This window comes from Pseudomonas sp. LBUM1661, assembly GCF_059695925.1.
On sequence record NZ_CP166794.1, the window covers coordinates 6,784,379 to 6,807,802 of the forward strand.

Annotated in this window: 22 protein-coding genes; 2 read left to right on the plus strand and 20 right to left on the minus strand. The window is 59.1% G+C overall.

Annotated elements, in window-relative coordinates; translation table 11 throughout:
• The first annotated feature begins 153 nt into the window (after positions 1-153).
• A complete protein-coding gene (lpdA, locus tag ACA057_RS31210; protein WP_497344921.1) occupies positions 154-1,554 on the plus strand; it encodes a dihydrolipoyl dehydrogenase in 1,401 nt (466 codons plus the stop codon).
• Between the two features lie 122 nt (positions 1,555-1,676).
• Here lpdA and ACA057_RS31215 read toward each other — a convergent pair whose 3' ends face one another.
• Complete coding sequence (locus ACA057_RS31215; protein WP_163910566.1) at positions 1,677-2,150, minus strand: Lrp/AsnC family transcriptional regulator; 474 nt, start codon at positions 2,148-2,150, stop codon at positions 1,677-1,679.
• 145 nt (positions 2,151-2,295) lie between these two features.
• On the opposite strand from ACA057_RS31215, the gene ACA057_RS31220 reads away from it, so the two are divergent.
• Positions 2,296-2,925, plus strand: coding sequence for a LysE family translocator (locus tag ACA057_RS31220; RefSeq protein WP_497344923.1), 630 nt, complete (start codon positions 2,296-2,298; stop codon positions 2,923-2,925).
• A 3-nt stretch (positions 2,926-2,928) separates the two neighbouring features.
• On the opposite strand, the gene ACA057_RS31225 is transcribed toward ACA057_RS31220, so the two are convergent.
• The 19 genes from ACA057_RS31225 to ACA057_RS31315 form a co-directional block, all read right to left on the minus strand.
• Positions 2,929-5,061: a hypothetical protein gene (locus ACA057_RS31225; protein WP_497344925.1), complete on the minus strand. Its 2,133-nt coding sequence runs from the start codon at positions 5,059-5,061 to the stop codon at positions 2,929-2,931.
• Positions 5,048-6,232 (minus strand): DUF3142 domain-containing protein, encoded by a 1,185-nt coding sequence (locus ACA057_RS31230; RefSeq protein ID WP_497344927.1) that lies wholly within the window; start codon positions 6,230-6,232, stop codon positions 5,048-5,050. The genes ACA057_RS31225 and ACA057_RS31230 overlap by 14 nt, the downstream gene beginning before the upstream one ends.
• 115 nt (positions 6,233-6,347) lie before the next feature.
• A complete protein-coding gene (locus ACA057_RS31235; protein WP_497344929.1) occupies positions 6,348-8,378 on the minus strand; it encodes a pyridoxamine 5'-phosphate oxidase family protein in 2,031 nt (676 codons plus the stop codon).
• A 64-nt stretch (positions 8,379-8,442) separates the two neighbouring features.
• Entirely contained in the window at positions 8,443-9,069 is a 627-nt protein-coding gene (locus tag ACA057_RS31240; protein ID WP_497344931.1) for a glutathione S-transferase family protein, read from the minus strand.
• Between the two features lie 130 nt (positions 9,070-9,199).
• Entirely contained in the window at positions 9,200-10,102 is a 903-nt protein-coding gene (locus tag ACA057_RS31245) for a LysR family transcriptional regulator (RefSeq protein WP_497344933.1), read from the minus strand.
• Between the two features lie 78 nt (positions 10,103-10,180).
• The gene (glmS, locus tag ACA057_RS31250; RefSeq protein WP_497344935.1) at positions 10,181-12,013 is read right to left on the minus strand and encodes a glutamine--fructose-6-phosphate transaminase (isomerizing); all 1,833 of its coding nucleotides are present in this window, start codon (positions 12,011-12,013) and stop codon (positions 10,181-10,183) included.
• 1 nt (position 12,014) lies between these two features.
• The gene (locus tag ACA057_RS31255; protein WP_497344937.1) at positions 12,015-12,791 is read right to left on the minus strand and encodes a DeoR/GlpR family DNA-binding transcription regulator; all 777 of its coding nucleotides are present in this window, start codon (positions 12,789-12,791) and stop codon (positions 12,015-12,017) included.
• A gap of 201 nt (positions 12,792-12,992) precedes the next feature.
• Complete coding sequence (glmU, locus tag ACA057_RS31260; RefSeq protein WP_497344939.1) at positions 12,993-14,360, minus strand: bifunctional UDP-N-acetylglucosamine diphosphorylase/glucosamine-1-phosphate N-acetyltransferase GlmU; 1,368 nt, start codon at positions 14,358-14,360, stop codon at positions 12,993-12,995.
• 112 nt (positions 14,361-14,472) lie between these two features.
• Complete coding sequence (locus ACA057_RS31265) at positions 14,473-14,898, minus strand: F0F1 ATP synthase subunit epsilon (protein WP_059403770.1); 426 nt, start codon at positions 14,896-14,898, stop codon at positions 14,473-14,475.
• A 45-nt stretch (positions 14,899-14,943) separates the two neighbouring features.
• Positions 14,944-16,323 carry a F0F1 ATP synthase subunit beta gene (atpD, locus tag ACA057_RS31270; protein ID WP_033059678.1) on the minus strand — a complete coding sequence of 460 codons (1,380 nt, stop codon included), beginning with the start codon at positions 16,321-16,323 and terminating at the stop codon, positions 14,944-14,946.
• A gap of 27 nt (positions 16,324-16,350) precedes the next feature.
• Complete coding sequence (gene atpG, locus ACA057_RS31275) at positions 16,351-17,211, minus strand: F0F1 ATP synthase subunit gamma (protein WP_497344941.1); 861 nt, start codon at positions 17,209-17,211, stop codon at positions 16,351-16,353.
• A 50-nt stretch (positions 17,212-17,261) separates the two neighbouring features.
• Positions 17,262-18,806 carry a F0F1 ATP synthase subunit alpha gene (gene atpA, locus ACA057_RS31280; RefSeq protein ID WP_008155713.1) on the minus strand — a complete coding sequence of 515 codons (1,545 nt, stop codon included), beginning with the start codon at positions 18,804-18,806 and terminating at the stop codon, positions 17,262-17,264.
• A 21-nt stretch (positions 18,807-18,827) separates the two neighbouring features.
• Positions 18,828-19,364 (minus strand): F0F1 ATP synthase subunit delta, encoded by a 537-nt coding sequence (locus ACA057_RS31285; RefSeq protein ID WP_128874597.1) that lies wholly within the window; start codon positions 19,362-19,364, stop codon positions 18,828-18,830.
• Between the two features lie 12 nt (positions 19,365-19,376).
• The gene (locus ACA057_RS31290) at positions 19,377-19,847 is read right to left on the minus strand and encodes a F0F1 ATP synthase subunit B (RefSeq protein WP_008155711.1); all 471 of its coding nucleotides are present in this window, start codon (positions 19,845-19,847) and stop codon (positions 19,377-19,379) included.
• A 56-nt stretch (positions 19,848-19,903) separates the two neighbouring features.
• The gene (gene atpE, locus ACA057_RS31295) at positions 19,904-20,161 is read right to left on the minus strand and encodes a F0F1 ATP synthase subunit C (RefSeq protein WP_002555987.1); all 258 of its coding nucleotides are present in this window, start codon (positions 20,159-20,161) and stop codon (positions 19,904-19,906) included.
• 133 nt (positions 20,162-20,294) lie between these two features.
• Positions 20,295-21,164 carry a F0F1 ATP synthase subunit A gene (gene atpB / locus ACA057_RS31300; RefSeq protein WP_074872208.1) on the minus strand — a complete coding sequence of 290 codons (870 nt, stop codon included), beginning with the start codon at positions 21,162-21,164 and terminating at the stop codon, positions 20,295-20,297.
• A 16-nt stretch (positions 21,165-21,180) separates the two neighbouring features.
• Positions 21,181-21,588, minus strand: a complete 408-nt coding sequence (locus ACA057_RS31305) for a F0F1 ATP synthase subunit I (RefSeq protein WP_007948092.1) — start codon at positions 21,586-21,588, stop codon at positions 21,181-21,183.
• Between the two features lie 148 nt (positions 21,589-21,736).
• Positions 21,737-22,609, minus strand: coding sequence for a ParB/RepB/Spo0J family partition protein (locus tag ACA057_RS31310; protein WP_008027541.1), 873 nt, complete (start codon positions 22,607-22,609; stop codon positions 21,737-21,739).
• A 9-nt stretch (positions 22,610-22,618) separates the two neighbouring features.
• Positions 22,619-23,416 carry a ParA family protein gene (locus ACA057_RS31315; RefSeq protein ID WP_027926208.1) on the minus strand — a complete coding sequence of 266 codons (798 nt, stop codon included), beginning with the start codon at positions 23,414-23,416 and terminating at the stop codon, positions 22,619-22,621.
• Between the last annotated feature and the right edge of the window lie 8 nt (positions 23,417-23,424).

The window sequence follows — 23,424 nt, forward strand, 5'->3', positions numbered from 1 at the left end:
TTTCCGTTCTTAAATGCTCTATCTAAAGACGCTCAACCTGTCGCTTGCCTGAAGCCTTGACCGAAATGCTTCCGAACGCACATATTACGTTCGTAATTTTAAACGCGGGCTACGTTTACCCATCCGATCCTTGTTCAATCCAGGAGTAAAAGCATGAGCACCTATGACGTCGTGATTCTGGGCGGAGGCCCTGGCGGCTATAACGCAGCGATCCGCGCCGGCCAATTGGGCCTGAAAGCGGCGTGTGTAGAAGGTCGCGCCACCCTCGGTGGCACCTGCCTGAACGTTGGGTGCATGCCGTCAAAAGCGTTGTTACACGCCTCCGAACTCTACGACGCCGCCATGGGCGCGGAATTCGCCAACCTGGGGATCGAAGTCAAACCCACCCTCAACCTTGCCCAGATGATGAAGCAGAAGGATGAAAGCGTTAGCGGGCTGACCAAGGGCATCGAGTTTCTGTTTCGGAAAAACAAAGTCGACTGGATCAAGGGCTGGGGCCACATCGACGGGCCCGGCAAAGTCACGGTGACCGACAGCCAGGGCAGCAAGACTGAACTCAGTGCCAAGGACATCATCATCGCCACCGGCTCCGAACCCACTCCCCTGCCGGGCGTGGACATCGACAACAAACGCATCCTCGATTCCACGGGCGCGTTGTCGCTGACTGAAGTGCCGAAGCACCTGGTGGTGATCGGCGCCGGGGTGATCGGCCTGGAGCTGGGTTCGGTGTGGCGGCGACTGGGCGCGCAGGTGACGGTGATCGAATTCCTCGACCGGATCTGCCCGGGCGTGGATGCAGAGGCGGGCAAAACCCTGCAACGCTCTCTCGGGAAACAGGGCATCAATTTCAAATTGAGTTCAAAAGTCACCAGCGCCAGCACCTCCGCGACGGGTGTTCAGCTCAGCGTTGAGCCCGCCGCCGGTGGCACCGCCGAGCTAATTGAAGCCGATTACGTGTTGGTCGCTATCGGACGCCGGCCTTACACCCAAGGCCTTGGCCTGGAAAACGTCGGCCTCGCCACGGACAAGCGCGGCATGCTCGCCAACAAGGGCCATCGCACCGAGGCTGCCGGGGTCTGGGTGATCGGTGACGTGACCTCGGGACCGATGCTTGCGCACAAGGCCGAAGACGAGGCGATGGCTTGCATCGAGCAGATTGTCGGCAAGGCCGGTGAGGTCAATTACGACCTGATCCCCAACGTCATCTACACCAAACCCGAGCTGGCCAGCGTCGGCAAGACCGAAGAGCAGTTGAAGGCAGAAGGTCGCGCCTACAAGGTCGGGAAGTTTCCGTTCACCGCCAACAGCCGGGCGAAGATCAACCACGAGACTGAAGGCTTCGCCAAAGTGCTGGCTGATGAACGCACCGATGAAATTCTCGGCGTGCACCTGGTGGGCCCGAGCGTCAGTGAAATGATCGGCGAGTATTGCGTGGCCATGGAATTCAGCGCGTCCGCCGAGGACATTGCCCTGACGTGTCATCCGCATCCGACGCGCTCCGAGGCGTTGCGTCAGGCGGCGATGAATGTGGAGGGGATGGCGACGCAGATGTAGGGCTCGAAGGTTTGCCGAGACGGATCTATCGCCATCGCGAGCAGGCTCGCTCCCACATTGGTTTTGTGAACGCCACAGATCAAATGTGGGAGCGGGCTTGCTCGCGAAAGGGTCGACTCGGTCTAAAGCGGTAAATGCTCTAAAGGCAACGCCCCCGGCGTCTTCACCGTGTGAATCGCAAAGTTGCTGCGGATGTCGCTCACGCCTGGCAGCTTCAGTAGCCGCCCGGTGAGAAATCGGTCATAGGCACGCAAATCCGGCACCACCACTTGCAGCAAAAAATCCGATTCCCCCGACACCAGAAACGCCGAAATCACCTCGGGTAACGCCGTCACGGCCAGACGAAAGGACTCCGCTTGCTCGTCGTTATGGCGTTCCACCTTGACCCCGACAAACACCGTCAACCCAAGCCCCACTTCATCGCGATCCAGATTGGCCTGGTAGCCGCGAATCACCCCGGCTTCTTCAAGCATCCGTACCCGACGCAAACACGGAGAAGCCGACAGACCAATCTCGTCAGCCAGTTGCACGTTGCTCAGGCGACCGTCGCGCTGCAGGGCGGCGAGAATCTTGCGGTCGTAGGCGTCCAGTTTCATGGCTTGGCAGATCCTGATAGTTCAAACGTCATTGAGTGGCAGGTTATGCCAATTTACAACGTTTTAGAAGCAAACTACGCAACCACCTGCCCTGCCCTAACGCCCTAGACTGGCCCTACCGAATCGACAACGAATGGGGTGCAATGTGGCAGGACTCTGGCTGTTTTTCATGGCGCTCGCGGTGGTTTTCCTGTTGCCCGGCCCGGACATGATCCTGCTGTTGCAGACCGGCGCTCGTCAGGGCAAAGGTGCAGCGTTGGCGACGGCCGTGGGTTTGGGCATTGCTCGTGGGTGTCACGTGGCGCTGGCGGCGCTGGGATTGGCGGCACTGTTCAAGGCAGCTCCCTGGACCTTCGACGTGGTGCGCCTGGCCGGGGCCGCGTACCTGCTGTGGATCGGCATTCAGTGCCTGCGCACGACCCTGCTGCCAAACCTGAACGTCGGCAATCAAACCACCGAGAAAGCGCGGTGGCGCGAAGCGATCCAGCGCGGCTTGTTGACCAACCTGCTCAACCCCAAGGCGTTGTTGTTCTGCTCGGTGCTGTTGCCGCAGTTCATCGATCCTCACGCCGGGTCGGTGCTTGCGCAATTCGCGACCCTGGGCGTGGTGCTGGTCGGCGTCGGTTTGTTGTTCGACAGCGCTTACGCCTTGGCCGGGGCCGCGCTAGGCCGTTGGCTGCAACGCAGTCCTTCGGCCCAACGCCTGCAACAATGGCTGTTCGGCAGCCTGTTGATCGGTTTCGCGGTGCGGCTGGCCTTTGTGCAACAGGCCTGAGCCTTACTGCGCCTTGCGCCGACGACGATTGATCAGCAACAGCGCCGCTGCCGTCACCGCTACCACAGCGCCGATCTGCAATGGTTTTTTGTAGGGCCGCAGCGTTGAGCGCGCGGCGTCGGTGACCTGGGTCACATAGCGCTTGTCGGCATTGCGGAAGTCCGGCTCCTGGCATTGATGACCAAAATCGCCAGCCCAAATCACATAGGGACCTTCCTCGACGTATCGACGGTAAAACGCACTTTGCTCCTGCAAGCTGCTCCCCCAGGACGAAGCCTTGCACAGCACCGAAGCAAACGCCTGACTGCTGTGGGGCACATGATCAGCGGCCTTGCTCGCCAGGGCCGTGGCGACAAAACGGTAATGGAAACGCTCATCCGGTTTCGCCACCGAGGCTTGCTGGCGCTGCACCTCACCCTCGGACATCAGCGGCCCGACGTTGAGCTGCGGCGCCTCCAGACTGTAATTGCCACCGAGGGAGGCGTAGTCCGGGGACATCTCGTAACCCAACAATTGCATCCCGTCATAGCGGGCCGTGAGGGCGGCCTGGTAGTAAGCGGACGCCCGGGTGGTCGGCCACCATTTGGACTCGGCTTCCTGACGCATTTGCCCGTACCACTTGGCCCTGGCCTGCAAATCGGCGTTATCGAAATACACCGGCGCCTCGTCGTAGCGCTCTTCGCGCAGCAACCGACGCCCGAGCAAATTGCGCAGGCTCGCCGCCACCGGCAGCGGCACATAGTTATCACGCTCCTGCTGGGTCAGCGGTGGTGGTGCCGGCACCTGGGTGTCGACGTAATGCTTGAGTTCATCGAGGGTCAGCACTCGCTCGGCAACCGTCGCCGCATCGAACCAGTAGATGCCCTGGCTGCGATAGAGCTGATCAAACGCTTGCAGGTAATCCCCGCGTTGCAGCGCCAGGATTGCGCTTTCGCCCTCGACCCGGCACTTGGGTTGAAGGGTCTCGTAGTCGAAGTCCGGGGTCCGTCGGTCGCCCCAGGATTCATTCTGCGGGAAGGCCTGGGCCGCTTTGGCATACGCGGCTGCAGCGGCGCTTTTATCGCCATCACGCATGGCCAGTTTCGCCCGCAGCCACCACGCCAAGCCGCCATCGCCAGCGTGCTCAAGGAAGGCCTTGGCGCTGGCGTAATCGCCCTGTTGATAATTCATCGCCGCCAAACGATCCGCGTTGTCGAGGCTACCGCGCGTGCTGGCTTGCAACAGTTTGATCAGTTTCAGCTCGTTCGGCGGTTGATCACCAAATGACCAGCCCAATCGGCTGATCAAGGACGCCGTCACCAGTTGCTGCACCGCTTTGCCCTTGAGCAGTGCGGCCAGCTGATCGTCGGGCATTGCCGCCAGATCAGCCATCAACAGCTTCAGCGAGGTGTAGCCCACCGCCGAACCGTGGAGATTTTGCGTAACGTAGAGTTCGATGGCGCTGTTCCAGTCGCCGGCCGTGCGCACCACGCGAGCTTCTTCGCCGAGGCTGGCGACGCCCAGTTCCAAAGGGTCGCTGAAGCCTTCGATGCTCAGCTGACGGGTCTGCTCGAAAGCCTTTTGAGATTGAACCAGAAGGTCGGGGCCCGCGTCCGCTTCGGAACTCATGGCAAACAGCGCTCGACCCAAGGAGTAAGCCGCCCAAGTGCTGCGCAATGCGCGTTGATCAGCCGGCAACGCCAGCACCTTCCGGAAATACTCGGCCGCCAACCCATGATCGCCGGCAGTAAATGCCACGGCACCCGCCAGATAAAATTTGAGTTCGGCGGGCAGGCTCGCACCCTGCTCTTCGACCTGACGGGCATCGGTCAGGCTGCGAAGCTGTTTCACCAGCGCCTGCTGCTCAGCCGTCAAACCGGCCTGCTCGGCCTGGTCCCGCTGATTGGCATAATCGGGCTCATCGCCGTAGCCCTGGTTTGGACTATTCGTCGCGTCTGTGACGTTCTTCAGCCCGGCGATGGCGTGCCCGAGGCGGTTGATCTCGAAGTTGAAGTTGCCTTCCGGCAGCTCCGCCAGCGACTGGCCACGGTTATCCAGCAGGCGCATGGGGAAATCCGGCCCACAGGCCAGCGCCGAACCCAGCGGCAAGCTGAGGCTCAGGCAGAGCAAATGGCGGGGCCAGCTACGGGTGAACATTCGAAGCTCCTTGATCAATATGTGCGCAGCGTGCCCAACCGATGGCCCGCTGCCCGCCGGCCGGAAGGCGGCCGTCGCGCAGGCGGGTGAAGGTAAGCAGATCCGGGCGCTGTTGCAACGCATAACCGGCCAATGCATCGGCGCCATCACAGCCTTGCACCGCCAGCGTCAGACGCTCGGGCCAGGCGCTGTCGAGATTGCCTTGATTGCTCAGGCTGATATCAGCGAGGCCATCCTGCACCGAGACTTTCAGCGCCAGGCGACTGTCGAGGGCCTCGCCGCGAGCCACAGCGCGCAGGGTCGTCAGGCTCCAGGCCCGGCGGTCGTTGGTCAGCGGCAGGCGAAACCAGATCAGGCCGGCCAGATGCGCCGGTGGATCGTTGCGCAGTTCGATGCCGAGGCGACTCAATTGCTGCGGATCGGCCATCAGCTCACGACGCTTTCCACCCTGTTCGATCGACACTTCGCTTTCCACGAGCGGTGCACCACTGCCCCCTGGAAACAACGCCACGCCGTAGGCTGGCAGCGCCAGATAAAAAGGTTTCGAAGTAATACGGCTCCAGGCCTTGGCCCATTTTTTGGCCTGATCCGGGTCGAACAAGCCACGACGCGGATCGCTCACCGCGTGCACTTGCAACACGCTGCTGTCGACTGTGGATAACAGTGACGGCAGCTCAGGGCTGTCGAGCCAGGAAGGTAATGCGGTGATGCTCAACGGCATCGAGGCGGGCAGAACTGTGCGCAGATGCGTGAGAAATGTCCGATAGGCCGGTAGCCGAGCGTTGCCCGCATCGTGGTCGATTTCCACTCCGGAAAGAATCAGTCCCTGGCCCTGCCAGTCGCTGAGCACCTGCTGAATCTGCGTGGTGATTTCGTCCTGATCCAGCGAATGGAGTTGACCATCAAGACGAATCACCGCAATCAACGGCCGACCATCCTGTTTGAGCAGCGCAGGGTCAATACGCGCGCGGCTCCAGCCCGCCTGCGGGAACGCCTGCAAGACCAGAACCCTCAGGGTAGAAAAGTCCGCACGACTGTCCTTTAACGCGGCTTCATGAGCCGGCGTCCATTGCCGTTGCCAGACGTAGAGTTGCTGATCGAGCGGCGCGGCTTCCTGTCGTTCGCAACCAATGAGCAGCATCACCGCCGCCAGACAAACCAAAAAACGCATAAAGCCCCTTAAGCCAAACCAAATCCCCTGTAGGAGCGAGGCTTGCCCGCGAAGAACGATAACGCGGTCTACCTTTTGGAAACCGCAGTGCCTGGTTCGCGGGCAAGCCTTGCTCCTACAGGTCGAGCACCAAGGGCTGCGACCCTTGTGCCGGAATCGCACAACATATCAGGACTTGGCCCTCATCCGGCACTTCCGCGGGGGGCTGTGGATAATTCACTTGGCCGCTGATCAAGCGGGTCTTGCAGGTCCCGCAGGAACCGCCACGGCAACTGAATTCCGGACGTAGCCCACGGCTTTCCGCCAACTCCAGCAAACTGCCGCCATCGGGTTGCCAACGAGCTTCTTTGGCCGAGCGCTGGAACACCACGGGGACGGACGTCGTAGCCGCCGGCGGTTGCTCGATGACCACCGCGTCGGGGTCTGGCCTACGACGCAAGGTTGAAGGACCAAAGGTTTCGGCATGAATTCTGGCATCGCGGATGTCCAGTTCCCGCAGGCTGTCGTACAGGCCTTGGGTAAAACTGCCCGGGCCACAGAGGACAAAGTCCAGCTGATCGTAGTCCTCTTCCTCAAGGATGGTCTGGAGCAATGGCGTGTCGATCCGTCCGGTCACGTCGAAATCTTCGCCTTCGCGTGCCTCGGCTTCCGGCTGACTGAGCAGGCGCAACACCCTGACCGCATCGCCGGCATCATCCAGCAGCCGATCCAGCTCAGGACGAAACACCTGATCGGCCAACGTCCGCGAACTCTGGATAAACCAGGTCGGCCGTATATGGCGAGTACGCAGGCCTTGATAAACCACCTCCCGCAGCATCGACAGCAGCGGCGTGATACCCACCCCGGCCGCCAACAACACCAGCGGCCGCCGTTCATGCGGCGCCACGGTGAAATGCCCTTGCGGCGCACGAGCCTCCAAAAGATCACCGACCTGAACCTGTTGATGCAGGTGCGAAGACACCCGCCCGTCCCGCTTCACACTGATCCGGAAAAAATCATCGGACGGTGCACTCGACAGGCTGTACGTGCGGATATGCACCTCGCCATCGATGGTGAAGCGCAAAGGCAAATGCTGCCCGGCCTGGAACACTGGCATCCCGGCACCATCGGCAGGCTCCAGGTAGATCGAACGGATGTTGTGGCTTTGCGCTTCGATCCGCACCACCCGCAATGGCCGCCAACTATCGCCCAATGCCTGGGCTTGCAAACGAGCGTTAGCCTGAGCCCAGGTGCCCGTCAGCAAACTGGTGGGAGATACCCCGTCGAAGCGCCAGCGCAAAGCCAGGGCGGCGGGCCGACGCACCATGTGTTCCACGTGGAACGTCCACAGGCGCTCGGCGCCTTGAAACGCTTCGATCTGCGGACCTTCAAGGATGACTTCGGTGCGACCGCTGAGGTGCAGCAGGTCGCCCGAATTGAAATCGATAAACAGCAAGCCAGCCCGGGGGTTAACCAACAAGTTGCCCAAGGTGTTGAAAAACAGGTTGCCGGCGAAATCCGGAATGGTCAGGCGATTGCCTTCTACTTGGACGAAACCGGCCTGGCCGCCACGGTGAGAAACGTCCACCGAACGTTGACCATCGACGTCCACGTAACTGGCGACAAAAAAGGTATCGGCTTCGGCGATCATGGTTGTTGCCGCGTCATCCAGCGCGTCGAGATGCTGCGCGATGCGCGTCGACGGATCCGCCAGCGGCACCGAGCGAAACTGCCGCAATTGGATGTATTGCGGGCAATTGCCGAAGGACTGTTCAACCGTCACCCCGAAGCCGTTCGCCGACACGGCGCCGACCCGCCCATTCAGGCGATTGCGCCGACGCGTGTGCAGTTCGATCCCCAGCAGGCCGATTGCCGCGCCATCGGTCAATTGCGCGGGATCGTCGGCGCCCGGCAAGCTGTGGAATTGCAACAGACCGGGCTCGGGCGAGTGAGCAAAACCCGGAGGCCCTTCAAGAATACTGGCCCAGGGATGACCGTCGGCATCGACCGCGCCGTACAGCATGAAAGGCAATTGCTGATAGAACGTGCGGTGCTGGTCCGGCATTTCGCTGCGAACCACCCGACGCCCCAACGCTTCCATTCGTTCGGCCACACCGACGTGAGCCTGTAACTGTATCTCGCCAGCATGCCAAGGCGAACGGTCCATAACGGCTTCTCCCCTGCGCCAATGAACGCAGTGTGAACGGCCCGACAGTGTCGGGCCGTAAGCATCAGGCAGTTTTTTGCAGGCCAGCGACAGTGCGCGGCATGCCGACAAAACCAGGCAAGGCTTCGATGCGCGCCAGCCACGCACGAATGTTCGCGTAGTCGTCCAGCGACACATTACCCTCGGGCGCATGGGCGATGTAGCTGTACGCCGCGACATCGGCGATGGTCGGCTCGCTACCTGTCAGGAAAGCCGACTTCGCCAGTTCCTGATCGATAATCTTGAGCAAGCCGTGGGAATAAGCGATCACCTCTTCAGCGTTGTACGACGCGCCAAATACCGTAATCAGTCGTGCCCTGGCGGGGCCAAAGGCAATCGGCCCAGCGGCAATCGACAACCAGCGCTGCACTTTGGCCGCACCGACCGGATCGGTGGGCAGCCAACGACCGTTGCCGTATTTCTGCGCCAGGTACACCAGGATCGCGTTGGAATCGGCCAGCACCACGCCTTGATCATCAATGGCCGGTACCTGACCGAACGGGTTCAGCGCCAGGTAATCAGGCTGTTTGTGCGCGCCCTTGGCCAGATCGACAAAGATCAGCTCGGTCGGCAGTTGCAGCAGGGACAGCATCAACTCCACACGGTGAGCGTGGCCAGAACGTGGGAAGTTGTAGAGTTTTATGGCGTGCATGGTCGACTCCGCTGGGTGTTGGCGCCGTTCAGGAGTGATCAGCACCGATAGGAGCCATCTTCCACTAACGTTGAAAACAACAGAATAACCAGCAAACGCAATCCATTATTTCATTCAGCGCAATAACCCTTTAACCGTGCAAGTCCGGGTGTTCACGCAGCGCCTTGACTGCAAAGTCGACAAAACTGCGAATTCGCACCGGGGCCTTGCGTCCGCCCTGGTACACCACATGGATGGGCAAGGGCGGCAATTCGAAATCAGCCAGGACGATTTCCAGTTCACCGGTCGCCACCTTGCTGGCGACTTGATAAGACAACACTCGGGTGTACCCCAGACCCAGGCACGCCGCGGTAATGGCGGCTTGATTCGCCGTGACCACCAGCCGTGGTTCGGGACGAATGCTCAGCGGCTCTCCGGCTTCGAGGAATGGCCAGCTCCTCAACTGACCGATGGCGGACGTCGCAATAATCGGCGCCCGCGCCAGCTCCTGCGGATGTCGAGGCCGACCCTGGGCAGCCAGCAATGCCGGCGAGCCACAAATCACCCGCCGCACTTCACCGACCCGAATCGCATGCTGATTGCTATCGGGCAACTCGCCGATGCGCACGGCCACATCAATGCCCTCCTCGACCATGCTCACCACTCGGTCGACCAGCAGGCCGTTGATGCAGACTTCAGGAAACTGAGTCAGATAATTCACCATCACCGGCGTGACAAACAATTCACCGAACAATACCGGTGCGGTGATCGTCAGTTGCCCACGCGGGTGGGCGTGACTGCCCGCCGCCGAATCCTCGGCTTCCTGCACCTCAGAGAGAATTCGCCGACAATCTTCGAGGTAGCGCTGACCCGCCTCACTCAAATGCACACTGCGCGTGGTACGCGTCAGCAGCAGCGTGCCAATACGTTTCTCCAACGCTGCCACCGCCCGCGTGACACTCGCCGCCGACATGCCCAAACGCCGCGCCGCCGCCGCAAAGCCCTGGTCCTGGGCAACGGCGGCGAACACTTGCATCTCCTGGAATCGGTCCATGAGCGTGTCCTCAGTTCAGATAAAAAAAATCGCAACCTAAGGCTGCGATTTTTAAGGGTTCGATCACCAGTGGATAACTTATTCCACCGTCACCGACTTCGCCAGGTTACGCGGCTGGTCAACGTCGGTGCCTTTCAACACGGCCACATAATACGAGAGCAACTGCAGCGGAATGGTGTAGAGGATCGGCGACAGGATGTCGTGGATGTGCGGCATTTGCACCACGTGCGTGCCTTCACCATCGGTCATGCCGGCCTGCTCGTCGGCGAAAACGATCAGCTCGCCGCCTCGGGCGCGAACTTCCTGGAGGTTGGATTTCAGCTTCTCCAGCAGTTCGTTGTTCGGCGCCACGGTGACCACTGGCATGTCGTTATCCACAAGCGCCAACGGGCCGTGTTTCAGCTCGCCGGCCGGATAAGCTTCGGCGTGGATGTAGGAGATTTCCTTGAGCTTGAGCGCCCCTTCCATCGCCACCGGGAACTGCGCGCCACGACCAAGGAACAGGGTGTGTTTTTTCTCGGCGAACAGTTCGGCGATTTTTTCGACGGTGCTGTCCATGGCCAAGGCTTCACCCAGACGAGTTGGCAGGCGACGCAACTCTTCCACCAGTGTCGCCTCGACACCTTTGGCCAACGAGCCGTGAACCTGACCCAGCGACAGGGTCAGCAACAGCAGGCCGACCAATTGAGTGGTGAACGCTTTGGTCGAGGCCACGCCGATTTCGCGACCGGCCTGGGTCAGCAACGTCAGGTCAGATTCACGCACCAGCGAGCTGATGCCGACGTTGCAGATCGCCAGGCTGGCGAGGTAACCCAGCTCTTTCGCATTACGCAGGGCGGCCAGGGTGTCAGCCGTTTCGCCGGACTGAGAGATGGTCACGAACAATGTGTTGGGCTGCACCACCACTTTGCGGTAGCGGAATTCGCTGGCGACTTCGACCTGGCACGGGATGCCGGCCAATTCTTCGAGCCAGTAACGGGCAACCATGCCGGCGTGGTAACTGGTGCCGCACGCGACGATCTGCACATTGCGTACGTTGGCGAACAGTTCGGCAGCCTGCGGACCGAAGGCCTGAACCAGCACCTGGTTCTGGCTCATGCGACCTTCCAGCGTGCGTTGCACCACGGCCGGTTGCTCATGGATTTCCTTGAGCATGAAGTGACGGAATTCGCCTTTTTCAGCCGCCTCGGCGCTGTCGCGATACTGCACCGCTTCGCGCTCGACGGTTTGGCCACTCAGGTCCCAGATCTGCACGCTGTCGCGGCGAATTTCGGCGATATCGCCTTCTTCCAGGTACACGAAGCGGTCGGTCACCTGACGCAGCGCCAATTGGTCGGACGCCAGGAAGTTTTCACCCAGACCCAGGCCAATGACCAGCGGGCTGCCACTGCGGGCGGCGACCAGTCGGTCCGGTTGCTTAGCGCTGATGACCGCCAGACCATAAGCACCGTGCAGCTCTTTAACGGCAGCCTTCAGGGCCACGGTCAGATCGCCCAGATCCTTGAGTTTGTGCTGCAGCAAGTGGGCGATGACTTCGGTATCGGTGTCCGAGGTGAACACGTAACCCAAGGCTTTGAGCTGCCCGCGCAGGGCTTCGTGGTTCTCGATGATGCCGTTGTGCACCACCGCCAGATCACCAGAGAAATGTGGGTGGGCGTTGCGTTCGCACGGCGCACCGTGAGTCGCCCAGCGGGTGTGGGCGATACCCAGACGACCAACCAGCGGCTCTTCGGCCAACGCCAATTCCAGCTCGCTGACCTTGCCCGGGCGGCGCAGACGCTCGAGCGTCTCGTCATTGGTGTAGACCGCCACACCGGCGCTGTCATAGCCACGGTATTCCAGGCGTTTCAGGCCTTCGAGCAGGATGGCGGTGATGTTACGTTCTGCGACTGCGCCGACAATTCCACACATGCTATTTCTCCTGACTGACAGCCGCGCAAATCAATGTGATTCCGCGGGCCTGAATCTGATCCCGTGCCTCGAGCGGCAGGCGATCATCGGTAATAAGGGTATGGACGCTGCTCCATGGCAGCTCCAGGTTGGGAATCTTGCGGCCGATTTTGTCGGCCTCCACCATCACGACCACTTCGCGGGCGACCTCGGCCATGACCCGGCTCAGCCCCAGCAATTCGTTGAAGGTAGTGGTACCGCGCACCAAGTCGATGCCATCGGCGCCGATGAACAATTGATCGAAGTCGTAAGAGCGTAGTACTTGCTCGGCAACCTGCCCCTGGAAGGACTCGGAATGCGGGTCCCAGGTGCCGCCGGTCATCAACAGCACCGGCTCGTGTTCTAGTTCGCTCAAGGCGTTGGCGACGTGCAGGGAATTGGTCATCACCACCAGGCCCGGTTGTTGGCCGAGTTCCGGAATCATCGACGCCGTGGTGCTGCCGCTGTCGATGATGATCCGCGCATGCTCGCGAATCCGCGTGACGGCAGCGCGGGCGATGGCCTGCTTGTATTTGGAAACCGGTTGGCCGATGTCGGCCACCAGTTCCTGAGGCATGGTGACGGCGCCGCCATAACGACGCAGCAGCAGCCCGTTGCTTTCAAGTGCGGCAAGATCCTTGCGGATCGTAACTTCCGACGTTTCGAAACGCTTGGCCAGCTCATCCACACTGACTTCACCCTGCTCGTTGAGCAAGGCGAGGATGTTGTGACGGCGTTGAGGTGTATTGCGCTTCGACATGGTTTGGTAGGTTTCGATTCGAAAGATAACGAAAGCAATCAAAACCTATAAGCGAAACTTCGTCAAGCGTGAGGCGATAAAAAAGCTTCGCGGGCAAGCCTCGCTCCTACAGGTTGATGTCATCCGCCATCTATGCGAACGACGTGAACCCTGTAGGAGCGAGGCTTGCCCGCGAAGACGATTTTCTTGACTGTGGATAACTCAGGACTTCTTGATTTTCTCGGGCCGTTTCCAACCGTCAATGTTCTTCTGGCGTGCGCGACCCACAGCCAATTGTGCGTTATCCACATTCTGGGTAATGGTCGAACCGGCCGCCGTGGTGGCGCCATTGGAGATATCCACAGGCGCTACCAACGAATTGTTGGAACCGATGAACACATCTTCACCCAACACGGTTTTCCACTTGTTGGCGCCGTCATAGTTACAGGTGATGGTGCCTGCGCCAATGTTCGTGCGGGCGCCGATCTCGGCATCGCCCAGGTAGGTCAGATGACCGGCCTTGGCGCCTTCGCCCATGTGGGCGTTTTTCAGTTCGACGAAGTTACCCACATGGGCGCGAGCCTCCAGCACCGTGCCGGGACGCAAACGGGCGAACGGACCGGCATCGCTGCCTTCACCGAGAATGGCACCTTCGATATGGCTGTTGGCCTTGATCACCACGCCTTTGCGCAAGGTGCTGTCCTTGATCACGCAATTCGGACCGATCACCACGTCGTCTTCGATGACCACCTTGCCTTCGAGGATAACGTTGATATCGATCAGCACGTCGCGACCGACGGTGACTTCACCGCGCACATCGAAGCGCGCCGGGTCGCGCAGAGTCACGCCTTGAGCCATCAAACGACGACCGGCGCGCAGCTGATAGTGACGCTCAAGCTCGGCAAGCTGCTTGCGATCGTTGGCGCCCTGCACTTCCATGGCATCGTCAGGTTGCTCGGTCGCCACCACCAGTCCGTCGCCGACCGCCATGGCGATCACGTCGGTCAGGTAATACTCCCCCTGGGCATTGTTGTTGGAGAGCCGGCTCATCCAGTCGCCCAGTTTGGCGAACGGCAGCGCCAGAATGCCGGTATTGCCTTCGGTGATCGCACGCTCGGCTTCGTTGGCATCCTTCTGTTCGACGATGGCTGCAACGTTGCCGTCGGCGTCACGGACGATGCGGCCATAGCCCGTCGGATCGTCCAGTTCGACGGTCAGCAGGCCGAGTTTCTGCGGCGCTACCTGCTTGAGCAGACGCTGCAGGGTCTCGACCTCAATCAACGGCACATCACCGTAAAGAATCAGCACGGTGTCGGACTCGATGAAGGGCACCGCTTGAGCAACCGCGTGGCCAGTACCCAGTTGTTGGTCCTGCAGGACGAAATTCAGATCATCCGCCGCCAGACGCTCACGCACAGCCTCGGCACCGTGACCGATCACCACGTGGATGCGCTGTGGATCAAGTTGCCGGGCGCTGTGGATAACATGGCCGAGCATCGAGTTGCCAGCAATCGGGTGCAGGACTTTCGGCAATGCCGAACGCATGCGTGTGCCTTGGCCAGCAGCGAGAATAACGATTTCAAGAGACATGACTGGCTATCCTGGGTGGTCAATACTGCGACCAAGGTTATGAAAGTCGAAAAAGAAAAAAGGGTAGCCGAGGCTACCCTTTCTAATCAATCGCGCAACAAGTAGTAGCCTATTAGTGGCCAAACTTCTTGCGGATCTGCTGGACGGTGCGCAGCTGAGCTGCAGCCTCGGCCAGACGTGCGGCAGCGGAACCGTAATCGAATTCGGCGCCACGTTCATGCAAGGCCTTCTCGGCAGCCTTGACGGCTTCCTGAGCGGAGGCTTCATCCAGGTCGGCAGCACGTTGCACGGTGTCGGCAAGAACCTTGACCATGTTCGGCTGAACCTCGAGGAAACCACCAGAGATGTAAAACACCTCCTCTTCCCCGCCCTGCTTGACCAGGCGGATCGGACCCGGCTTGAGATTAGTGATCAGCGGCGCGTGACCCAGGGCGATACCAAGATCACCCAGTGCACCGTGCGCAATCACCATCTCGACCAGGCCGGAAAAGATTTCCCCTTCCGCGCTGACGATATCGCAATGGACTGTCATAGCCATCTGATTGCCTCAACCTAAATTAGCGCCCGTTGCCGGGCGCCGGGATTACAGTTTCTTGGCTTTCTCGATCGCTTCTTCGATGCCGCCGACCATGTAGAACGCTTGTTCTGGCAGGTGGTCGTAGTCACCGTTGAGGATGCCTTTGAAGCCAGCAATGGTGTCTTTCAGGGAAACGTATTTACCCGAGGCACCGGTGAAGACTTCAGCCACGAAGAACGGCTGCGACAAGAAACGCTGGATCTTACGAGCACGGTTTACCAACTGCTTGTCGGCTTCCGACAGCTCGTCCATACCCAGGATCGCAATGATGTCCTTCAGTTCTTTGTAACGTTGCAGAACATACTGTACGCCGCGAGCGGTGTCGTAGTGGTCCTGGCCGATTACGTTCGGGTCCAGCTGGCGCGAAGTCGAGTCGAGTGGATCGACCGCTGGGTAGATACCCAGGGAAGCGATGTCACGGGACAGAACGACGGTGGCGTCCAAGTGGGCGAAGGTGGTCGCTGGCGACGGGTCAGTCAAGTCATCCGCAGGTACGTATACCGCTTGGATCGAGGTGATCGAACCGTTCTTGGTCGAAGTGATACGCTCTTGCAGAGTACCCATCTCTTCGGCCAGGGTCGGCTGGTAACCTACTGCGGAAGGCATACGGCCCAGCAGTGCGGATACTTCAGTACCGGCCAGGGTGTAACGATAGATGTTGTCGACGAACAACAGAACGTCGTTACCTTCGTCACGGAACTTCTCGGCCATGGTCAGGCCAGTCAGTGCTACGCGCAGACGGTTACCCGGCGGCTCGTTCATCTGACCGTAAACCAGTGCCACTTTGTCCAGAACGTTGGAATCCTTCATCTCGTGGTAGAAGTCGTTACCCTCACGAGTACGCTCACCCACACCGGCGAACACGGAATAACCGCTGTGCTCGATGGCGATGTTACGGATCAGTTCCATCATGTTTACGGTTTTGCCTACACCGGCACCACCGAACAGACCGACTTTACCACCCTTGGCGAACGGGCAAACCAGGTCGATAACCTTGATGCCGGTTTCCAGCAGGTCGTTGCCGCCCGCTTGTTCAGCGAAGGTTGGCGCAGGACGGTGAATGCCCCAGCGCTCTTCGGTGTCGATCGGGCCAGCTTCGTCGATCGGGTTGCCCAGTACGTCCATGATCCGGCCCAGCGTCGCTTTACCGACCGGTACGGAAATGGCTGCGCCAGAGTCCTTGACTTCCAGACCGCGCTTCAAGCCTTCGGTGGAACCCATCGCAATGGTACGAACCACGCCGTCGCCCAGCTGTTGCTGAACTTCCAGGGTGGTCCCTGCCGCGCTTTGTACCAACAGCGCGTTGTAGATGCTCGGTACGCTGTCGCGTGGAAATTCCACGTCGATAACGGCGCCGATGATTTGAACGATACGTCCGCTACTCATAGCTGGATCCTCTGAATATTTGAACCGTTAAACCGCGGCAGCGCCGCCGACGATTTCCGAGATCTCTTGGGTGATCGCAGCCTGACGCGCCTTGTTGTAGACCAGCTGCAAATCGCTGATCAAATCACCGGCGTTGTCGGTAGCGTTCTTCATCGCGATCATCCGCGCAGCTTGTTCAGCCGCGTTGTTCTCGACCACCGCCTGGTAGACCTGCGACTCCACGTAACGGACCATCAAGCCGTCAAGCAGCTCTTTGGCGTCCGGTTCGTACAGATAATCCCAGTGGTGCTTGAGTTCCTGATCCGGGGTTGCCACCAGTGGAATCAACTGCTCCACCTTAGGCTGTTGCGTCATGGTGTTGATGAACTTGTTGGACACCACGGACAGGCGATCAATACGGCCGTCCAGGTAGGCATCCAGCATCACCTTGACGCTGCCGATCAGGTCATTGATCGACGGCTCTTCACCCAGGTGGCTGATAGCTGCAACGACGTTACCGCCGAAGTTGCGGAAGAAAGCCGCACCCTTGCTACCAACAACACACAGATCGATCTCGACGCCGTTTTCGCGGTTTACCGCCATGTCCTTGACCAGGGCCTTGAACAGGTTGGTGTTCAAGCCACCACACAGACCACGGTCACTGCTCACCACGACATAACCGACGCGCTTTACTTCGCGGTCGAGCATGAACGGGTGGCGATATTCCGGGTTGGCGTTGGCCAGATGGCCAATAACCTGGCGGATGCGCTCCGCGTAAGGACGGCTAGCAGCCATGCGCATTTGTGCCTTGCGCATTTTACTGACCGCCACTTTTTCCATGGCGCTGGTAATCTTTTGCGTGCTTTTGATGCTCGCAATCTTACTGCGAATCTCTTTTGCGCCTGCCATGTAACACCTATCAGGTTAGCAAGCGGGAGCCTTGCGGCTCCCGCTGCGGCTTACCAGGTTTGGGTGGCCTTGAACTTCTCGATACCGGCTTTCATGCCAGCGTCGATTTCGTCATTGAAGTCACCCTTCACGTTGATCTTCGCCATCAAATCGGCGTGATCGCGGTTGAAGAAAGCAATCAGCGCTTGTTCGAAGCTGCCGATCTTGGCGATTTCAACGTCAGTCAGGAACCCACGCTCAGCGGCATACAGCGACAGCGCCATGTCAGCGATCGACATTGGTGCGTATTGCTTCTGCTTCATCAGCTCGGTAACGCGCTGACCATGCTCAAGTTGCTTACGGGTCGCCTCGTCCAGGTCAGACGCGAACTGGGCGAATGCCGCCAGTTCACGGTACTGAGCCAGAGCGGTACGGATACCACCGGAGAGCTTCTTGATGATCTTGGTCTGAGCGGCACCACCCACACGGGATACCGAAACACCGGCGTTCACAGCAGGACGGATCCCGGAGTTGAACATGGCCGATTCCAAGAAGATCTGACCGTCGGTGATGGAAATCACGTTGGTCGGAACGAACGCGGAAACGTCGCCAGCCTGGGTTTCGATGATCGGCAGTGCGGTCAGGGAACCGGTTTTGCCGGTCACTGCGCCGTTGGTGAACTTCTCTACGTACTCTTCGGAAACGCGGGATGCGCGCTCCAGCAGACGGGAGTGGAGATAGAACACGTCGCCTGGGTAAGCTTCACGGCCTGGTGGACGGCGCAGCAGCAGGGAAATCTGGCGGTAAGCCACTGCTTGCTTGGACAGATCGTCATAAACGATCAGCGCGTCTTCACCGCGGTCGCGGAAGAATTCACCCATGGTGCAACCGGAGTACGGTGCCAGGAATTGCAGTGCTGCAGATTCCGAAGCGCTCGCTGCGACGACGATGGTGTTAGCCAGCGCGCCGTTCTCTTCCAGCTTGCGAACCACGTTAGCGATGGTCGATTGTTTCTGACCGATGGCTACGTAGACGCAGAAAATGCCGCTGTTCTTCTGGTTGATGATCGCGTCGATCGCCAGAGCGGTTTTACCGATCTGACGGTCACCGATGATCAGCTCACGCTGGCCACGGCCGACAGGGATCATGGCATCGACAGCCTTGTAGCCAGTCTGTACAGGCTGGTCTACCGACTTACGCCAGATCACGCCTGGAGCAACTTTCTCGACCGCATCGGTCTCGGTGTTGTTCAGTGGACCTTTGCCATCAACTGGGTTACCCAGTGCGTCGACTACGCGACCCAGCAGTTCCTTACCAACCGGAACTTCGAGGATGCGGCCGGTGCACTTGGCGCTCATGCCTTCAGCCAGAGACTGGTAGGAGCCCAATACAACGGCGCCTACAGAGTCTTGCTCAAGGTTGAGGGCCATACCGAAGACGCCGCCCGGAAACTCGATCATCTCGCCGTACATAACGTCGGCCAGACCGTGAATCCGCACGATACCGTCAGATACGCTGACGACTGTGCCTTCGTTACGGGCTTGGGAGGTCACATCGAGCTTGTCGATGCGGCCCTTGATAATTTCACTTATTTCGGAAGGATTGAGTTGCTGCATTGCTCTGCTGCCCCTTCAAACTCAAGATTTCAATGCTTCGGCAAGGCTCGCGAGTTTGCCGCGAACCGAGCCATCGATTACCAGGTCGCCGGCGCGGATGACAATGCCCCCAATAAGGGATTTGTCTTCCTCGACTTGCAGGCGCACTTCCCGGTTGAGTCGTGCACTGAGAACCTTGGCGAGTTTGTCTTGCTGTTCTTGGTTCAATGCAAAAGCACTGGTCACTTCAACGTCTACCGATTTCTCTTGTTCGGCCTTGTACAGGTCAAACAGAGCGGCGATCTCCGGCAACAGCGGGAGACGGTCGTTTTCGGCAACGACGTGAATGAAGTTCTGTGCCTTGGCATCAAACTTGTCGCCACACACGTCAATAAACGTGGTGGCCTTGTCTGCGCTCGTCAGTCGCGGGGCCTTGAGCACGCGCTGCATGGTGTCGTCTTGCGACACTGCTGCAGCCAGGCCGAGCATGGCTGACCAAGAGGCCAGTTGCTGGTGGGCCTGGGCGTGCTCGAAGGCTGCCTTAGCGTAAGGTCGGGCCAACGTGGTCAATTCTGCCATGATCGCCCTCGCTTAAATTTCAGCAGCCAGTTTGTTTACCAGCTCCGCGTGCGCGTTTTGATCGATTGTGGCACCCAGGATCTTCTCGGCGCCGCCAACGGCCAGTGCACCCAATTGGGCACGCAGCGCGTCTTTGACACTGTTCAGTTCCTGCTCGATCTCGGCCTGAGCCTGAACCTTCACACGGTCAGCGTCGATACGGGCTTTTTCAACAGCCTCTTCAACGATCTGGTTACCGCGTTTCTTGGCTTGCTCAATGATTTCAGCTGCCTGAGCTTTTGCTTCGCGCAGTTGATGACCCGCTTTCTCTTGGGCCAACTCCAGGTCGCGAGCTGCTCGGCTGGCAGCATCCAGTCCATCCGCGATCTTCTTCTGACGTTCGTGCAAAGCCGCGATGACCGGAGGCCACACGAACTTCATGCAAAACAGTACAAAAATGAAGAACGCAACGGACTGGCCAATCAGGGTTGCATTAATGTTCACGCCAACACCTCGCTCGTTCGTTGCACATCACACCAATTACTCGAAGGTTCGAGTAATTAGCCAGCGAGTTGACCAACGAATGGGTTCGCGAAAGTGAAGAACAGAGCGATACCAACACCGATCATGGTTACGGCGTCGAGCAGACCGGCAACGATGAACATTTTAACTTGCAGCATTGGAACCATCTCTGGCTGACGCGCTGCGCCTTCCAGGAACTTGCCACCCAACAGGCCGAAACCAATTGCGGTACCCAGTGCGCCCAGGCCGATCAACAGTGCAACAGCGATAGCGGTTAGACCAACTACAGTTTCCATCTTTCCTCCCGACTTTTACGTCGTATGGTTTAGGTTTTTTAGATTTTAAAGCGGTAAAACAAATCGTTTCATAGCCCTGTTAGGGCACCCACCCGTTTGACCGAGTGGGACATCAGACCAGTCGAGACTGGTCTTAATGGTTCTCTTCGTGCGCCATCGACAGGTAGACGATGGTCAGCATCATGAAGATAAACGCCTGCAGGGTGATGATCAGGATGTGGAACACAGCCCACGCCCACTGCAGAACTACGCCCAGGCCGCTAAGCCAGAGCAGACCACTGCCGAACATCACAGCGATCAGAATGAAGACCAGTTCGCCGGCGTACATGTTGCCGAACAGACGCAGTGCCAGCGAGATTGGCTTGGCGATCAGTGTCACGAACTCCAGCAGGAAGTTCACCGGAATCAGCAGGGCTTGAACGAAGATGTTCTTGCTGCCGAACGGGTGCAGGGTCAGTTCGCCGATGAAGCCGCCGATGCCCTTGACCTTGATGCTGTAGAAAATGATCAACGCGAACACCGACAGGGCCATGCCCAGGGTAGCGTTCGGGTCAGTGGTCGATACGGCACGGAACGGAATGTGCGAATCGCCAGTGATCAGGATGGCCAGCTGAGGAATCCAGTCGACTGGAATCAAGTCGACGGCGTTCATCAGGAAGACCCAGACGAAGATGGTCAGTGCCAACGGTGCAATCACCGGGCTACGGCCATGGAAGCTGTCTTTCACGCTGCCATCGACGAATTCGACCAATACTTCAACGAAGTTCTGCAAAGCACCCGGTTGCCCCGACGTCGCCTTTTTTGCCGCCATGCGGAAAAGAAGAACGAAGATCAGACCCAACGCGACCGACCAGCCGAGAGTATCGACGTGGAAAGCCCAGAAGCCCATTTCTTTGGCCTCTGCTGCGGTGTGGGCAAAGCCCCATCCGCCGGTAGGATGCTGACCGAAGGTCAGGTTCTGCAAGTGGTGCTGGATATAGCCCGAAGCGGTTGTTTCTGCCATGGTTGCCTCAAACGCCCTAAGGTCTCGAAAGTCTTGTTCTCATCAGCAGGGGCGCGAACCAGCTGACCAGTTGGGTCAACACGAAGACGCCGAATACAGCTAGCGGCGCCAATGGCTTCACACCTGCAAACGTCAATGCAAAGAGCACTGCCGTCAAAATCAGTTTGCCCGCCTCACCGGCATAAAAAGACCGGACGATGGCTTGAGCTGCTCGGGCGCCGGAAAACCGAAATGCCCTATGAGCGAAATAAACATTGGGCAGCAAGGCTATCAGGCCTCCGCAAAGTCCCGAGTATCCGGCAACGACTCCATGCCAGTACCAGAGCGCCAAAGCGGCCAGTACCAAAACGACAAATTGAGCCAACAAGACCGGAAAAACTGCCAGGCGATGGAACGGCAAGCGGTTTGGCGTGCGGCTCTCCATCGTTTTTGCTCCCCAATGATCGGCTGCCAGAATTCAATAACTTGGCATAATTTGTGCCGACAAAATGCGCGCAGAGTATAGGGGCGGTTCTGCCCCTATTCAACTGTCAGGTAGTGATTTCCGACTGCTCGCTACATGAGGAAATGTTTCAGCGGATGTGTGCGAGCACACCTTGAAGCTCATCCAGGGAGTTGTAACCAATGACCAACTGCCCCTTCCCCTTTTTACCGTGTCGAATCTGCACCGCAGAGCCTAGGCGCTCGGCCAGACGCTGTTCGAGCCTTGCAATATCCGGGTCCGGCTTTACCGGTTCAGCAGGTTCCTGTTTGCCACTCAACCACTGGCGAACCAGTGCCTCAGTCTGGCGCACCGTCAGCCCCCGTGCGACAACGTGTCGCGCCCCTTCAACTTGTTGATTCTCCGGCAAACCGAGCAAAGCCCGGGCATGACCCATTTCCAGGTCGCCGTGGGAGAGCATGGTTTTGATGACTTCCGGCAACGCGATCAAGCGTAGCAGGTTCGCCACGGTTACCCGGGATTTCCCCACCGCTTCGGCAACTTGTTGCTGAGTCAGCTGGAATTCCTGCTGCAAACGCTGCAAGGCCACGGCTTCTTCGATCGGGTTGAGGTCTTCGCGCTGGATGTTTTCGATCAGCGCCATGGCGATCGCGGTTTCATCCGGGACATCGCGCACCATCGCCGGAATGGTTTCCTGGCCAGCCTGTTGGCTGGCGCGCCAGCGGCGTTCGCCGGCGATGATTTCGAAGCGACCACTGCCAATCGGACGCACCACGATCGGCTGCATCACGCCCTGGGCCTTGATCGACTGCGCCAGCTCTTCCAGCGCCTGAGGATCCATGTCCCGACGCGGCTGGTACTTGCCGCGCTGGATCAGGTCCAGGGGCAGGTGCTGCAGCTCACGCTGATCGGCTTGCACCGCTTGTTCTTCCAGCGAGCTGACAGTCGGACCACTCAGCAGTGCATCCAGTCCACGTCCGAGACCTCGTTTCTTGACGGCCATGGGGATTCCTTAAGTTGCCTGAGCAGCGGCGGTGCGTGAGTTTTTGCGTTGACGGCGAACCATCTCGCCCGCCAATGCCAGATAGGCAATGGCGCCCCGCGATGTCTTGTCGTAGGCCAACGCCGGCATACCGTAGCTTGGCGCTTCGGCCAGGCGGATGTTGCGTGGAATCACGGTGTCGTACAGCTGTTCGCCGAAGTGTTCCTTGAGCTGCGCCGAAACGTCATTCATCAGGCTCAGGCGCGGGTCATACATGGTCCGCAACAGGCCTTCGACCTTGAGGTTGGGGTTCAGCAGTTCGGCGATGCGCTTGATGTTATCCACAAGGTCGCTCAAGCCTTCGAGTGCGAAGTACTCGCACTGCATTGGGATAATTACCCCATCGGCGGCCACCAGGGCGTTAAGCGTCAGCATCGACAGCGACGGCGGGCAGTCGATCAAAATGTAATCGTAGTTTTCACGGATCGGCGCCAACGCACTGCGCAGGCGGCTTTCCTTCATCTGCATTTCCAGCAGGACCACTTCAGCGGCCGTCAGGTCACGGTTCGCCGGCAACAGCTGGTAACCACCGTGTTCGGAATAGTGCATGGCCTGGGCCAGATCGCACTCGCCGATGAGCAGGTCGTAGACCGAGTTTTCCAGGCCGTGTTTATCCACACCGCTACCCATGGTGGCGTTGCCCTGTGGATCGAGATCGATCAACAGCACCCGACGCTTGGTAGCGACCAGGGAAGCTGCGAGGTTGATGCAGGTGGTGGTTTTACCCACACCACCTTTTTGGTTCGCTATCGCGAATACCTTAGCCATTCTTGCTT

Bases quoted from the DNA above. Each gene is read 5' to 3' on its own strand.
- atpG (WP_497344941.1), bottom strand. From the start codon at position 17,211: ATGGCAGGCGCAAAAGAGATTCGCAGTAAGATTGCGAGCATCAAAAGC.
- atpB (WP_074872208.1), bottom strand. From the start codon at position 21,164: ATGGCAGAAACAACCGCTTCGGGCTATATCCAGCACCACTTGCAGAAC.
- ACA057_RS31315 (WP_027926208.1), bottom strand. From the start codon at position 23,416: ATGGCTAAGGTATTCGCGATAGCGAACCAAAAAGGTGGTGTGGGTAAA.
- atpA (WP_008155713.1), bottom strand. From the start codon at position 18,806: ATGCAGCAACTCAATCCTTCCGAAATAAGTGAAATTATCAAGGGCCGC.
- ACA057_RS31310 (WP_008027541.1), bottom strand. From the start codon at position 22,609: ATGGCCGTCAAGAAACGAGGTCTCGGACGTGGACTGGATGCACTGCTG.
- atpE (WP_002555987.1), bottom strand. From the start codon at position 20,161: ATGGAAACTGTAGTTGGTCTAACCGCTATCGCTGTTGCACTGTTGATC.
- ACA057_RS31225 (WP_497344925.1), bottom strand. From the start codon at position 5,061: ATGTTCACCCGTAGCTGGCCCCGCCATTTGCTCTGCCTGAGCCTCAGC.
- ACA057_RS31215 (WP_163910566.1), bottom strand. From the start codon at position 2,150: ATGAAACTGGACGCCTACGACCGCAAGATTCTCGCCGCCCTGCAGCGC.
- lpdA (WP_497344921.1), top strand. From the start codon at position 154: ATGAGCACCTATGACGTCGTGATTCTGGGCGGAGGCCCTGGCGGCTAT.
- glmU (WP_497344939.1), bottom strand. From the start codon at position 14,360: ATGTCTCTTGAAATCGTTATTCTCGCTGCTGGCCAAGGCACACGCATG.
- ACA057_RS31285 (WP_128874597.1), bottom strand. From the start codon at position 19,364: ATGGCAGAATTGACCACGTTGGCCCGACCTTACGCTAAGGCAGCCTTC.
- atpD (WP_033059678.1), bottom strand. From the start codon at position 16,323: ATGAGTAGCGGACGTATCGTTCAAATCATCGGCGCCGTTATCGACGTG.
- ACA057_RS31245 (WP_497344933.1), bottom strand. From the start codon at position 10,102: ATGGACCGATTCCAGGAGATGCAAGTGTTCGCCGCCGTTGCCCAGGAC.
- glmS (WP_497344935.1), bottom strand. From the start codon at position 12,013: ATGTGTGGAATTGTCGGCGCAGTCGCAGAACGTAACATCACCGCCATC.
- ACA057_RS31240 (WP_497344931.1), bottom strand. From the start codon at position 9,069: ATGCACGCCATAAAACTCTACAACTTCCCACGTTCTGGCCACGCTCAC.
- ACA057_RS31255 (WP_497344937.1), bottom strand. From the start codon at position 12,791: ATGTCGAAGCGCAATACACCTCAACGCCGTCACAACATCCTCGCCTTG.
- ACA057_RS31235 (WP_497344929.1), bottom strand. From the start codon at position 8,378: ATGGACCGTTCGCCTTGGCATGCTGGCGAGATACAGTTACAGGCTCAC.
- ACA057_RS31230 (WP_497344927.1), bottom strand. From the start codon at position 6,232: ATGCGTTTTTTGGTTTGTCTGGCGGCGGTGATGCTGCTCATTGGTTGC.
- ACA057_RS31265 (WP_059403770.1), bottom strand. From the start codon at position 14,898: ATGGCTATGACAGTCCATTGCGATATCGTCAGCGCGGAAGGGGAAATC.
- ACA057_RS31305 (WP_007948092.1), bottom strand. From the start codon at position 21,588: ATGGAGAGCCGCACGCCAAACCGCTTGCCGTTCCATCGCCTGGCAGTT.